Raw genomic sequence first — 13,027 nt, forward strand, 5'->3', positions numbered from 1 at the left:
ACCTCAAAACAGCTTGCGCAGCCGTGCCGCCACATCCAGCTGCGCGGTTGGCGCCGGCGCCGCGGCGCGCGAGGCCGGCAGCTCCGGCAGCTTGGGCAGGAACTCGAACAATGACGCCATGCCGTCCGGTATGAACCGCGTACGCGATCCATAGACGTGACGGTCGCCCATTCCCGTCTGCTGGTGCACATAGAAGCGCTGCGGCACGATCAAATGCAGGTCTTCCTTGGCACGCGTCATCGCGACGTAAAGCAAGCGACGTTCTTCCTCGATTTCCTCGGCGGAACCGGTCGCCATGTCGGAAGGTATGCAGCCGTCCACCACGTTCAGCACGTAGACCGACTTCCATTCCTGTCCCTTGGCCGAATGAATGGTGGACAGGATCATGTAGTCTTCGTCGCGCAGCGGCGCGCCGGACTCGGCGCTGGTGGCGTCCGGCGGGTCCAGCGTCAATTCAGTCAGGAAGCGTTCGCGCGAGCCATAGCCTGACGCGATGCGCGCCAGCTGGTCCAGGTCCGACTTGCGCACGCGGGCGTCTTCATAGAGGCGTTCCAGGTGGGGTCCGTACCAGCGCAATGCAATATCCAGATCGGCCGGCCATGCCAGGCCGGGGGCGCACAGATCCTTGTACACCTGGGCGAATGCCTGCCAGTCCTCCCGCGCGGCGTTGCCGGGCTTGAAGCCGTCCAGCGCCGCCAGCGGATCCGTGGCGGCGTCCATCGCGTCCAGCAGCTTGCCCGCCGTCGCGGGTCCGATGCCCGGCACCAGTTGCGCCACCCGAAAACCCGACATCCGGCCGCGCGGATTCTGCGCCCATCGCAATAGCGCCAGCAGGTCCTTGATGTGCGCGGCTTCCAGGAAGCGCAAGCCGCCGAACTTGACGAAAGGGATATTGCGCCGCGTCAGTTCCAGCTCCACGGCCGCGCTGTGTCCGGAAGCGCGAAACAGCACCGCCTGCGATTTCAGCGTGGCGCCGGCCTCGCGTTGCGCCAGCACCTGGTCCGCCACCCAGCGCGCCTGGCCCGCTTCATCGCTGACGCTGACCAGCTTGGGCAGGTTGGACGATTTGCGCTCGGTCCACAGCTGCTTGGCATGGCGTTCGCGCGCCTGCGCGATGACCGCATTGGAGGCATCCAGGATGGGCTGGGTCGAACGATAGTTGCGCTCCAGCGTAACGACCTTGGCCGGCGCGCTGAACTGGCCGGGAAAGTCCAGGATGTTGCGGACCGTCGCCGCGCGAAAGGAATAGATGGCCTGGGCGTCGTCGCCGACCACCGTCAGCCCTTTGCCGTCGGGCTTCATGCCCAGCAGGATGGCGGCCTGCAGGCGGTTGGTGTCCTGGTATTCGTCGACCATGACATGGTCGAAGCGCCCGCCGACGTCGCCGGCGATTTCGGGATGGGCCATCATCTCCGACCAGTAGAGCAGCAGGTCGTCGTAATCCAGTACCTGCTGCGCCTGCTTGGCTTCCACATAGGCGCGGAACAGGCGCTTGAGCTCTTCTTCCCATTGCGCGCACCAGGGGTAGACGTCCTTCAGGATGCCGTCCAGCGGCGACTGGCTGTTCACCACGCGCGAATAGATCGACAGGCAAGTGCCTTTCAGCGGGAAGCGCGATTCCGTCGAAGATAATCCCAGCTCGTGGCGCAGCATGCCCATCAGGTCTTCGGCGTCGCCGCGGTCGTGGATGGTGAAGGCCTCGGCCAGGCCGATGCGGGGCGCGAACTCGCGCAGCAGGCGCGCGCCGATGGCATGGAAGGTACCCGCCCACGGCAGCGCGGGCGGCGTATGGCCGGCGTGTTGCCGCAGCACTTTCTGCAGGACGGCGCCGGCGCGCCGCTCCATTTCTATCGCGGCGCGGCGCGAGAACGTCAGCAGCAGCATGCGCTGCGGGTCGGCGCCTTTCAGGATCAAATGCGCGACGCGGTGCGCCAGGGTGCTGGTCTTGCCGGAACCCGCGCCGGCGATCACCAGCAGCGGCCCGCCGCCTTCCGGCGTGGCGCCGTATTCGGCGGCCTCGCGCTGGCTGGGATTGAGGTCGGCGAGAGGATCGGGCGCGGCGGCGCCGGGGCGTTCTGACATGAGGGCGACGGGGCCAGGGCGGTAAGGATGGGCACGCACCCGCAGCGGGGGTGCGAGGCCGCCATGATACTGGATAAAACCTCAGTCCACGACCATCGGCCCGGCCCGGCGGCCACGATGGCCGCGGCATGGACGGCATGGACGCCAGCGGCGGTAGCGGCAGCAGCGGCGGTAGCAGCGGTAGCGGCGGTAGCAGCGGTAGCGGCGGTAGCAGCGGTAGCGGCGGTAGCAGCGGTAGCGGCGGTAGCAGCGGTAGCCGCGGCCACCGCGATCAGCGCTGCAGCGGCGCGCGATCGCCGCGGCGGCGGCACGGCAAGCCCAACGGCGTGCGGCGGAGAGCCTGCCCAACCAGGTACGTGGTTTGCGGGGCAGCCCCGCGTATGCGCTGCCGCGGCGGGCGGAGCGCCGATTCAACCACGAAGGAGAAATGCCATGGCCGATCGTATCGTCAAACTGCTCAACAACCTGGTCGAAACCTGCAAGAACGGCGAGAAGGGCTTTCTGGCCGCAGCCGAGGACACCAAGGACCCGGAACTGCGCGGCCTGTTCCAGAATCGCGCCAGCGACTGCGCATCGGGCGCCGCGGAATTGCAATCCATCGTGGCCCGCCTGGGCGGCAAGCCTGAAACCAGCGGCAGCGTCGCCGGCGCCGTGCACCGCGGCTGGGTCCATCTGAAGGCCGCCGTCGCGGGCCGCACCGACGCCGCCATCCTGGAAGAATGCGAACGCGGCGAGGACGTCGCCAAGCACGACTACACCGACGCCCTGCGCGAGCCCCTGCCGGAAGACATCCGCGCCGTGGTGCAAAAGCAGTACGAAGGTGTGCTGCGCAACCATGACCAGGTGCGCGCCCTGCGCGACCGTTACCGCGCCAACGCCTGACGCCGGTATGCCCGGCCGGTGCCTGAAACTCCGCCGCCCGGGACGTCGACGCCGCGCGTCCGTCCCGGCCAGCCCCATCGCCAGGGGCCCCGCGACGGAGCCTTCGGGAACCGGACCACCGTGACACCGCATGTCCTGAGATAATGCGCCGCGACCCGACGCGAGCGCCATGTCTACGACAGAACCCATTCATCCCCAGCGCGCGGGGCAAGTACCGCCTCCGCGATCCCGGCCGACGGTGCCGTCCATCCTGGTAGGCACGGCCTCCTGGACCGATCCCACCCTGCTGGCCTGCCGCCGCTTCTATCCGGCCGACGCATCCACGGCGGAAGCCCGGCTGCGTTACTACGCGTCCAGGTTCCCCATCGCGGAGATCGATTCGAGCTATTACGCGCTGCCCTCCGCGCGCAACGCCCAGGCATGGGCCACCCGCACGCCGGACGACTTCGTCTTCAGCATCAAGGCATTCCGCCTGTTTACCGGCCATCAGACGCCGGTGTCGGCGCTGGATGAAGATCTGCGCGACGCGCTGCCCGATGCCTTATTCGACGCCGGCACCCGCGCGAACGCCCACACCCGCGGTGACGTGGTTTTCATCGACCAATTACCGCGCGACGTCGTCGACGAAACCTGGCGCCGCTTCGTATTCGCCCTGGAGCCCCTGCGCATGTCCGGCAAGCTGGGTACGGTGCATTTCCAGTTTCCGCGCTGGGTCAGGCCCGATGCGCGCGGCCGCGCGCGCGTGGCCGATTGCGTCGAACGCCTGGAAGACCATATCGCATCGGTGGAGTTTCGCGATCGCGGCTGGTTCGACGGCGCCGCGAGGGCGTCCACGCTGGACTTCCTGCGCGACCTTCGCGCGGCGCACACCGTGGTCGATGCGCCGCCAGGATTCCAGGACACCGTACCGCCGATATGGGAAACGACGCGCGACGACGTGGCCGTGGTCCGCATGCATGGACGCAACGCGGCGGCATGGACGGCCTCCGGCAATGCATCGTCCAGCCGCTTCACCTATGAATACAGCGGGGCCGAACTGGATGATCTGGCCCGCCGCGTACGCGCCCTGGCCGAGCGCGTGCGCAAGACGCATGTCATCCTGAACACCAACTTCGAAGACCAGGGCATGCGCAACGCGCAGGGCTTGATGAGCGCGCTGCAGGCGGCGCTATAGCCCGCGGCTCACGGCGCCGCGCTGCCCAGGAAACCGATGGACAGCCAGGGCACGGCCGCGACAATGGCCAGTCCGATCGCGATGGACACCAGGTAGCCGACGATGGCCCGCATGCCGCGGTCCGGCGCGACGCGGCCGATGGCGCAGGCCGCGTAATAGCCGACGCCGAACGGCGGCGCGAACAGGCCTATGCCCATGGCCAGGATCACCACCATAGCGTAATGGACTTCATGCACGCCGATCTGCCTGGCGATCGGAAACAGCAAGGGGCCGAACAGCACGATCGCCGGTATGCCTTCCAGCACGCTGCCCAGGATGACGAAGGCCACGATGGACACGGCCATGAAAGTGAAGGCGCCCCCCGGCAGCCCGGCCATCATGTCGGCCAACTGATGGGAAAAGCCGGATTGCGTCAGCGCCCAGGCCATGCCGGTGGCGGCGCCGATGATCAGCAGAATAGCGCCGGACAGGCTGGCCGTGTCGATCAGCATGGGCCACAGGCGCTTCCAGTCGAAACGCCGATACACCAGCAGGCCGACCAGCGCCGAATAGACAATGCCGATGGTCGATACTTCCGTGGCGGTCGCCACGCCTTCCACCACCGCGGCGCGGATGACGAAGGGCAGCGCCAAGGCCGGCAGCGCGATCAGCAACGCGCGCAGGATCTGCCCGCGCGTCGCCCGCGTGACCATGCTCATGTCTTCATGGCGGCTGCGGCGCCAGACCACGAAACACAGCATCAGCCCCAGCACCACGCCCGGCAGCAGGCCGCCGGTGAACAAGGCCGTGATCGACACGCCCGTCACCGAACCGATGGTGATCAACACCAGGCTGGGCGGGATCGTCTCGGTTTGCGCGCCGGTCGCCGACAGCAGCGCCACCAGATCGCCCTCGCGGGCGCCACGCTTGCGCATCTCGGGGAACAGCACCGGCGCGACGGCCGCCATGTCGGCGGCCTTGGCGCCCGATATGCCGGACACCAGGTACATCGCGCCGATCAGCACATACGACAGGCCGCCGCGCACATGTCCCAGCAGGCTGGCCAGGAACCCCACCATGCGTTCGGCCATGCCCGTCATTTCGATCAGCACGCCCAGGAAAACAAACATGGGCACGGCCAGCAGGATCAGGTGCGACATGCCCTCGTCCATGCGCCCCACGACCACCATCATGGGCGTGCCGGTGCTCAAGGCCAGATAGCCGAAGGTGGCCAGGCCGAAGCAGAAGGCAATGGGCACGCCGGCGAACACGCACACGGCAACGACGCCGACAAAGAAGACGACCAGGTTGGCGTTGCCCAGCTGCGCGAACACCGGCTGCAGCGCCATCATGCCGGCGACGATGGCCGCCACCAGCACAACCGCGCCCAGCGTTACCCGCCAACGCGCGCGGCCCGCCAGGCGCAGCAGCCCGATCAATATCATCAGCGCGGTGCCGACGGGCAACGCGGCGGCCCGCCAGATATTGGAGATTTCCAGCGCCGGCGTGGTGACGTATTGTTCCTCGATGGCGTACTCATAGCCCGGCATGGCGATCATCAGCAGGAAGGCCAGCGCGCCCGCCATGGCCACCACGTCCAGGAAAGCGCGCCCCGCCGGCGACGCGCGGCTTACCAGGGCCGTCATGCGCATATGTTCGCCGCGGCGGAACGCCACCACGGCGCCCAGCATGGCCAGCCACAGGAACAGGATGGACGCCAGCTCGTCGGACCAGACCAGCGGCGTATGGAATACGTAGCGCGCCACGACGCCGGCGAACAGCACGACGATCTCCGCGACGACCAGCATGGCCGCGGGAATTTCGACCAGCCACCCCAGCGCGGCATCCAGCCCGCGGACCCAGCCGGGCCCGGCGGCGGCGCCGCCGCCGGCGGCCGACGGGCGCACGTCGGGCATCACGACAGTTTGCCGACCGACTGTTCCAGGATGGCCCAGGCCTTATCGCCGTACTTGCCCTGCCATTCCTTGTAGAAGCCAGCCTTGCGCAGGGCCTCGCGGATAGGCGCGGGATCGGGCGTGTTGAAGACCAGCCCCTGCCGGGCCAATTGGGTCTGCAGTTCGCCGTTCAGCTTGAACGTGTCGGCGCGCATCTTCATGCCGGCATCGTTGATGTGCGTCGTGACGATGCCCTGGATGTCCTTGGGCAGTTTCTCCCAGGCGCGACGGTTCATCAGGAACCAGAAGCCGTCCCACATGTGATTCGTCATGGAGCAGTACTTCTGCACTTCGTACAGCTTGGCGGTCTGGATAATGGCCAGGGGGTTTTCTTCCGCATCGACGATCCGCGTCTGCAGCGCCGAATACGTTTCGTTGAAGTTGATGCTGGCCGGCGCCGCGCCCAGGGCCTGGAACATCGACGTCCACAGCGGGCTGACCGGCACGCGGATCTTCAGATCCTTGAAGTCCCCCGGCCCATTGATGGGCCGGGTGCTGGTGGTGACCTGCCGGAAACCGTTATCCCAGATCTTGTCCATCACCAGCAGACCCTTGGCCTGGATTTCCTGCCGGATGAAGGCGCCCAGGGGGCCGTCCATGGCCTTCCATACGGTGTCGTAATCGGGGAAGGTAAAGCCCACCCCGCTGATCGACGCGGCGGGCACCAGCGTGGACAGGATCAGGCCCGACAAGGTGAAAAATTCCACGGCCCCGGCGCGCAACTGGCTGAGCGTATCGGTATCCGAGCCCAGCTGGCTGCTGGGGAACACATCCAGTTGAAAACGGCCGTTGGTGTCCTTGGCGATGGCGGCGGCGGCTTCGCGCGCGCGCACGTTCATGGGGTGCGTGGCAGGCAGGTTGTTGGCGTACTTGTAGCGGAATTCCGGCGCGGCCATGGCGCGCCGCACGGGCGTGGCAGCGACCACCGCGCCGCCGGCAACCGCCAACATTAACTTCCGTCGTGTCGTGTCCATCGTGGCTTCCTTTGTCTCCGTTTTGTTTTATCCGCGCCATCGCATGGCGCGGTTTCCGCTCACGCGTAGCGGTGGGACGGCAGCACGGGGCGCCGCACACATCGACACATCGGCCCCTCCCGGCGCGTGGCGAGGTATTAAATCATAGGGTCATTGCGCATGGTTTAAGAATGTTCTCGCACTATTGCAAGCGGACATCGAGCATTTCAACGCCCCTACGATTCTTCCTAGCTATTTATCCCCACCTTTTGTGGACAACCCTTGGGATAGCGGCTGAGCAGGTCGGAAAATCCCTGGCCTGACAAGCACTTGCGACGGGCGCGCAGGGATGGCCCAGGGACCATGCCGCCGCCCTTATCCCCACGTTTTGTGGACAACCCTTGGGATAGCTTTGGGGCAGATTCAAAAATGCCTTGTTGCTCAAGCACTTGGCACGGCCGGTCAGAATCGGTGCAGCGCCGCCCGTGCGATCGTGTCAGCCACGGGACGCGCGCTCATGGTAGATTCGAGCCCCTCCCCGGCTTCATGCGCCGCCCGCCGCCATGCGCGGCCCGGGCCGCCTATCCACCGCCATGCTCCGATCGATTACACGCGAAGAAACACGCCGCATTGCCGCGTTGATGGCCGAAGCCGCGGATGCCGAGATCATGCCGCGTTTTCGTCGCCTGTCGACGGATGCCGTGCGCAGCAAGACATCCCCGCTGGACCTCGTGACGGACGCCGACGAGGCGGCGGAGCGCTTCATCGGCGAGCGCCTGGCGCGCGCCTATCCGGGCGCCGTGCTGGTCGGCGAGGAAGCCTGTTCGCGCAATCCCGCGCTGTTGAACGTCTGGATCGATGCCGAACTGGCCTTTCTTATCGATCCCATCGACGGCACGCGCAACTATGTCGCCGGCCTGCCCTTGTTCGGCGTGATGGTCGCGGCGGTCAGCCGCGGCGAAGTCATGGCCGGCATCATCTACGACCCGCTGTGCCGCGACGCCGCCATCGCGGTGCGCGGGGAAGGCGCGTGGCTGGAAAACGAACACGGCGCGCAGACCCCGCTGCGGGTGGCCGACCCGGCGCCGGTCCAGGATATGACGGGGCTGATCGCCGTGGGCCATCTGGACGACCCGCTGCGCGGGATCGTCAATGCGAACGCCCTGGGGCTGGCGTCTTCGAACATACTCAATTGTTCTGCCCACGAATACCGCATGATCGCCGGCGGCCACGCGCACGTGCTGCTGTATGGTCGCCTGATGCCGTGGGACCATGCGGCGGGCTGGCTGCTGCACCACGAAGCCGGCGGCTATAGCGCGCATTTCGATGGTTCTCCCTACAAGCCCACGCATCGCGGCGGCGGACTGTTGTATGCGCCGGACGCCGGCAGCTGGAAAGCCGCGCGCCGGCTGCTGCTGGGCGACGAATAAGCCCTGGCGCTCGCTGCCCCCGGCCCATTGACGGCTGCGAGGCCAGCAGCACGGTCGACAGGCAACCGGTACGCGCAGCACCCGACGCGTCCGCCGGTGCGCGGTCCACCCACCCATAAACCCTGTACGCCGCAAGGTTTGCCCGGGCGAGCCCTGCGCCATCGGGGTAAATTAGCGCTGTCCCGCAGACGGCCGCGCTGGCCGTCGCGATCCGCGTCGGCACGCGTGCCTCTCGTATCCCCCAGCCGGAGCGCCATGAACGCACCCTTGAATCACCGCAGCGCGTCCTGGAATGTGGACCGCATCGTTTCCGAACTTCGCACCGTCCGTACCGAATGGCGCCAGCCCCTGGGACGCCTGCGCGATAGCGGCGTGCGCGAATACCCCTCGCAGGAAAGCGTGCGCCAGATCGTCGCCGCGCTCTGCGGCGCCCTGTTTCCCATGCGGCTCGGGCCGATCGACCTGCGCGCGGAAGTCGAGGATTACTACGTCGGCCACACCATAGGCTCCGCGTTGGACGCGCTGCTGCATCAGGTGCGGCTGGAGCTGAACTCGGTAGAGCGCAATCACGGTCCCATCCGGCCCGAAACGGAACAACGCGCCGAGGAAATCGTGCGCGCGTTCGGCGCCCAGCTGCCGGGCATCCGCCGCAAGCTGGACGCGGACGTCATTGCGGCCTATCAAGGCGACCCCGCGGCGCGCAGCGTCGACGAAGTGCTGCTGTGCTATCCCGGCGTCATGGCGATGATCCATCATCGCCTGGCGCATGAGCTCCATCTGCTGGGCGTGCCGCTGCTGGCGCGCATCGTCGCCGAAATCGCGCATGCCGATACGGGCATAGACATACACCCGGCGGCGACCATCGGCCGCAGCTTCTTCATCGATCACGGCACGGGCGTGGTGATCGGCGAAACCGCCGTCATCGGCGACCGCGTGCGGCTGTACCAGATGGTGACGCTGGGCGCCAAGCGCTTTCCGCCGGGCGAAAACGGCGAGCTCAAGAAAGGGCTGCCGCGCCACCCGGTGCTGGAAGACGACGTGGTGGTCTATGCCGGCGCCACCATCCTGGGCCGCATCACGATAGGCCGTGGTTCGGTGATCGGCGGCAACGTGTGGCTGACGCGCGACGTGCCGCCCGGCTCCAACGTCACGCAAGCGGGCACGCTGAATACCTCTCCGGACGCCGGCCTTGGCGGCTGACGCGCCGATGGCGGACGACCTGCATGCCCTGCGCGACTTCGTGCTGGCGCATCCACGCCTGTTCGTGCTGACCGGCGCCGGCTGCAGCACCGGTTCCGGCATCCCCGACTATCGCGACAGCGAAGGCGCCTGGAAGCGCCGTCCGCCCATGAATTACGCCACCTTCATGGGTAGCGCGCTGTCCCGTTCACGCTACTGGGCGCGCGGAATGATAGGGTGGCGCACATTCGGCAACGTGGCGCCCAACGCTGCCCATCTGGCGCTGGCGCAAATGGAGCGCCAGGGGCGGTTCTCGCTGCTGGTCACGCAGAACGTCGACGGCCTGCACGAAAGAGCCGGCAGCCGCGACGTCGTGGACCTGCACGGACGCCTGGATCGCGTTATCTGCACGCAATGCGGACACTTGCTGCCGCGCGAACAAATGCAGGACAGCCTGGAAGCCCTGAATCCCCTATGGCGCGATCTGTCCGCCGGGGATGCGCCGGACGGCGATGCCGACCTGGACGATCTGGACTTTTCCGGTTTCCAGGTGCCGCCCTGTCCTGTCTGCGGCGGCATCCTCAAGCCTGACGTGGTGTTCTTCGGCGAAACCGTGCCGCGCGATCGCGTGGCGCGGGCCAACGAGGCGCTGGCGCGGGCCGATGCGGTACTGGTGGTGGGGTCGTCGCTGATGGTGTATTCGGGCTATCGCTTCGTGGCGGCGGCCGGCCGCGCCGGGCAGCCCATCGCCGCCATCAACCTGGGGCGCACCCGCGCCGATCCCTTGCTGGCGCTGAAACTGGAACAGCCCTGCGCGGACGCCCTCGGAGCGCTCGTGCCGCTGCTGCCTGTCGTGCCGGCCGCCGGCAGGCCCGCGCCGGACCTGGCCGGATTTTGACCTCGAACGGCAAGTCCTTATCTACAAAGGGTTTTTGCCCGCTGTTCGCAGACTATCCATAGGGTTGTCCACAGAAGCTGGGGATAACCCTATTCGCCCAGGAACTCGGCCACGCCCTCGAAGCCCTGCACATGGTCGGCCACCACCTTGACGATCACGGCGATCGGGATCGACAGCAGCGTCCCCCACAGCCCCCAGGCCCAGGTGAAGAGCAGCAGGATCACGAATACCGCCACCGGGTTCATCCGGGCGATCCGTCCGGTCATCCACGTTTGCACGACGAAGCCGATCAAGGCCGCGATCAGCAGCGATACGCCGGCCACCAGGATGGCCGGCCCGAGCTCGCCGAACTGCACCAGCGCCGCCACCCCGGTGAACAACGCCACCAGCAGGGGGCCGAAATAAGGAACGATGTGCAGCGCGCCCGCGACGACGCCCCAGGTTCCCGCGTTATCCAGGCCGATGGCGCGGAAGGCCAGCCACGTCAGCACGCCCAGCAAGGCGTTCGTCACGACCATCATCATCATGTACAGGCGGATGGACCGGTGAATCTCGCCGAGCATGTGCACACTGACCTTTTTCTCGCTCAGGTTCCGCCCGCATAAATGGATGAACTTGCGTTTGAACGTGTCGCCGGCCATCAATAGGAAGAACACCAGGAAGGTGACCATCAAGGACTGCCCCAGGAACTCGGCGATGCCCAGCGATCCGGCCAGCAACATGTCTTCCAGCTTGTCCGCGGGTCGCGTCACCACCACGCGCTCGCCGCCGGCGCGCGGCTTTTCCGGTGTGCTCAAGGTATTGGCCGCCGAGCGGACCTTGTCGACGATGGACCCGTTGCCGCCGCTGAAACTTGCCAGCGAGCGCGAGACCTTCTGCGCCGTCTGCGGCAGGCTGTCCACGATGGACATCACCTGTCCGCGCAAGGCGAAGATGCCGAACACGACCACCCCCAGCAAGGCCAGCACGACGACGGTCGCCGCGATCACGCGCGGCAGGCGCATGCGCTGATGCAGAAAGGCCATCGGCGTGTCCAGCGCATAGGACAGGATGATCGCCAGCACTACCGGGATCACGAAATCGCGCGCCTGCTGCAGGGCGAACACCACGGCCAGCACGGCGATGATGGAAAGCGCGGCGTGCCGGCGGTCGAAGGCGCGCGGCGGCGCCATCGTCGTGGGACTATCGTTGGGCGCGGAGGCGGCAGCCTGGACCGTCTGCACGGCGGCTTCTGACACGGTCGCCGCGGGGGCGGACGGCACGCGAGGCTGAGAGCTCATGGGATGCGGTAAGCGGAAGTCTTGCGGGGAGCCACGGCCCTCGGGTCGTGGGGTTATCGGTGCGCCTGCAGAGCAAGCTCCGTGCCCGCCCTCCCCGGCTGGCCTCCTTCTTCCCGCACCCCTTTTTCCGCCACCCCGGCCGTCCAGGGCGCGGCGCCACCGTGTCCGCGCCGGCGCTCAGTGCGTGGCGCCGTACCCTTCCGGATTGGCCTGCTGCCAGCGCCAGCCGTCCTGGCACATGCTCTCCACCCCGTGGGTGGTCTGCCAGTTCAACAGCCGCCGCGCCAGGCTGGCGTCGGCCCACACGCGATCCACGTCGCCGGGCCGCCGCGCCTCGATCCGGCACGGGATACGCAGGCCGTTGACGCGTTCGAAGGTGCGCACCAATTCCATGACGCTGGTGCCCTTGCCCGTGCCCAGGTTGACGGCCACGAAGCCGGCATGGCCCAGCGCGTAGTCGACGGCGCGCACATGTCCCGCGGCCAGGTCCATGACGTGCAGGTAATCGCGCACGCCCGTGCCGTCCTCGGTATCGTAATCATCGCCGAAGACCTTCAGGTGGGGCTGCCTGCCCACGGCCACCTGCGTGATGAAGGGGAACAGATTGTTCGGCACGTCGCGCGGGTTTTCTCCGATCATCCCGCTCGGATGCGCGCCGATGGGATTGAAGTAGCGCAGCGTCACCGCGCTGAACCCGGTATCGGCGGCGCAGGCGTCCTGCAGCATCTGCTCGACAATCAGCTTGGATCGTCCATACGGATTGGTCGGATGCAGCGGATGCTCCTCGGTAAAGGGCAGGAAGCGCGGCACGCCGTACACCGTCGCGGATGAGCTGAAGACCAGGCGGCGAACGCCATGGTCGCGCATGGCCGACAGCAGCGCCACGGTGCCGGAGACGTTATTGTCGAAGTACTTGATGGGATCGCGCACGGATTCGCCCACCGCCTTGACGCCGGCCAGGTGCAGCACGCATTCGATGGGCTGGCCTTGCCGCTTCTGCAAGGCGAACAAGCCATCCAGCAACCCCGCGGACCGGATGTCGCCTTCCACGAACGAGATATGCGTGCCGACGATGCGTTCGACACGACGCACGGCGGCGCGGCTGCCATTGCACAGGTTGTCGATGACAATGGGGCGGTATCCCGCGCCTATCAGTTCTATCAGGGTGTGGCTGCCGATGTAGCCGGCGCCGCCGGTGACCAATAGCGTCGTCAT

General features: G+C 67.1%; 10 protein-coding genes. 5 read left to right on the plus strand and 5 right to left on the minus strand.

Annotated features, from left to right (window positions below; all coding sequences use genetic code 11):
• Positions 1-3: 3 nt before the first annotated feature.
• Entirely contained in the window at positions 4-2,082 is a 2,079-nt protein-coding gene (locus ACNA0R_RS09685; RefSeq protein ID WP_415825768.1) for an ATP-dependent helicase, read from the minus strand.
• Between the two features lie 432 nt (positions 2,083-2,514).
• Between ACNA0R_RS09685 and ACNA0R_RS09690 the strand changes: the two genes are divergently transcribed.
• Entirely contained in the window at positions 2,515-2,964 is a 450-nt protein-coding gene (locus ACNA0R_RS09690; protein ID WP_415825769.1) for a PA2169 family four-helix-bundle protein, read from the plus strand.
• A gap of 169 nt (positions 2,965-3,133) precedes the next feature.
• Complete coding sequence (locus ACNA0R_RS09695) at positions 3,134-4,138, plus strand: DUF72 domain-containing protein (protein WP_415825770.1); 1,005 nt, start codon at positions 3,134-3,136, stop codon at positions 4,136-4,138.
• An 8-nt stretch (positions 4,139-4,146) separates the two neighbouring features.
• Here the strand turns inward: ACNA0R_RS09695 and ACNA0R_RS09700 are convergent, their stop codons facing one another.
• Both ACNA0R_RS09700 and ACNA0R_RS09705 read right to left on the minus strand, forming a co-directional pair.
• Complete coding sequence (locus ACNA0R_RS09700) at positions 4,147-6,033, minus strand: TRAP transporter large permease (RefSeq protein WP_415826061.1); 1,887 nt, start codon at positions 6,031-6,033, stop codon at positions 4,147-4,149.
• Positions 6,033-7,046: a TRAP transporter substrate-binding protein gene (locus ACNA0R_RS09705; protein WP_415825771.1), complete on the minus strand. Its 1,014-nt coding sequence runs from the start codon at positions 7,044-7,046 to the stop codon at positions 6,033-6,035. Before ACNA0R_RS09705 ends, ACNA0R_RS09700 begins: the two co-directional genes overlap by 1 nt.
• A gap of 572 nt (positions 7,047-7,618) precedes the next feature.
• Here ACNA0R_RS09705 and ACNA0R_RS09710 point away from each other — a divergent pair.
• From ACNA0R_RS09710 to ACNA0R_RS09720, 3 genes are all read left to right on the plus strand, one after another.
• Positions 7,619-8,455 (plus strand): inositol monophosphatase family protein, encoded by an 837-nt coding sequence (locus tag ACNA0R_RS09710; RefSeq protein WP_415825772.1) that lies wholly within the window; start codon positions 7,619-7,621, stop codon positions 8,453-8,455.
• 255 nt (positions 8,456-8,710) lie between these two features.
• Positions 8,711-9,655, plus strand: coding sequence for a serine O-acetyltransferase EpsC (gene epsC / locus ACNA0R_RS09715; protein WP_415825774.1), 945 nt, complete (start codon positions 8,711-8,713; stop codon positions 9,653-9,655).
• Between the two features lie 7 nt (positions 9,656-9,662).
• The gene (locus ACNA0R_RS09720; protein ID WP_415825776.1) at positions 9,663-10,532 is read left to right on the plus strand and encodes an NAD-dependent protein deacetylase; all 870 of its coding nucleotides are present in this window, start codon (positions 9,663-9,665) and stop codon (positions 10,530-10,532) included.
• Between the two features lie 89 nt (positions 10,533-10,621).
• Here ACNA0R_RS09720 and ACNA0R_RS09725 read toward each other — a convergent pair whose 3' ends face one another.
• Positions 10,622-11,770, minus strand: a complete 1,149-nt coding sequence (locus tag ACNA0R_RS09725; protein ID WP_415825777.1) for an AI-2E family transporter — start codon at positions 11,768-11,770, stop codon at positions 10,622-10,624.
• Between the two features lie 219 nt (positions 11,771-11,989).
• Positions 11,990-13,027, minus strand: a complete 1,038-nt coding sequence (gene galE, locus ACNA0R_RS09730) for a UDP-glucose 4-epimerase GalE (RefSeq protein WP_415825778.1) — start codon at positions 13,025-13,027, stop codon at positions 11,990-11,992.

This window comes from Bordetella sputigena (assembly GCF_965137885.1).
In the GTDB taxonomy this organism is placed as follows: Bacteria; Pseudomonadota; Gammaproteobacteria; order Burkholderiales; family Burkholderiaceae_B; genus Bordetella_C; species Bordetella_C sputigena.

Coding starts and splice junctions, on each gene's coding strand:
- ACNA0R_RS09705 (WP_415825771.1), bottom strand. CDS start 7,046: ATGGACACGACACGACGGAAGTTAATGTTGGCGGTTGCCGGCGGCGCG.
- ACNA0R_RS09710 (WP_415825772.1), top strand. CDS start 7,619: ATGCTCCGATCGATTACACGCGAAGAAACACGCCGCATTGCCGCGTTG.
- ACNA0R_RS09720 (WP_415825776.1), top strand. CDS start 9,663: ATGGCGGACGACCTGCATGCCCTGCGCGACTTCGTGCTGGCGCATCCA.
- galE (WP_415825778.1), bottom strand. CDS start 13,027: ATGACGACGCTATTGGTCACCGGCGGCGCCGGCTACATCGGCAGCCAC.
- ACNA0R_RS09690 (WP_415825769.1), top strand. CDS start 2,515: ATGGCCGATCGTATCGTCAAACTGCTCAACAACCTGGTCGAAACCTGC.
- ACNA0R_RS09695 (WP_415825770.1), top strand. CDS start 3,134: ATGTCTACGACAGAACCCATTCATCCCCAGCGCGCGGGGCAAGTACCG.
- ACNA0R_RS09700 (WP_415826061.1), bottom strand. CDS start 6,033: ATGCCCGACGTGCGCCCGTCGGCCGCCGGCGGCGGCGCCGCCGCCGGG.
- ACNA0R_RS09685 (WP_415825768.1), bottom strand. CDS start 2,082: ATGTCAGAACGCCCCGGCGCCGCCGCGCCCGATCCTCTCGCCGACCTC.
- epsC (WP_415825774.1), top strand. CDS start 8,711: ATGAACGCACCCTTGAATCACCGCAGCGCGTCCTGGAATGTGGACCGC.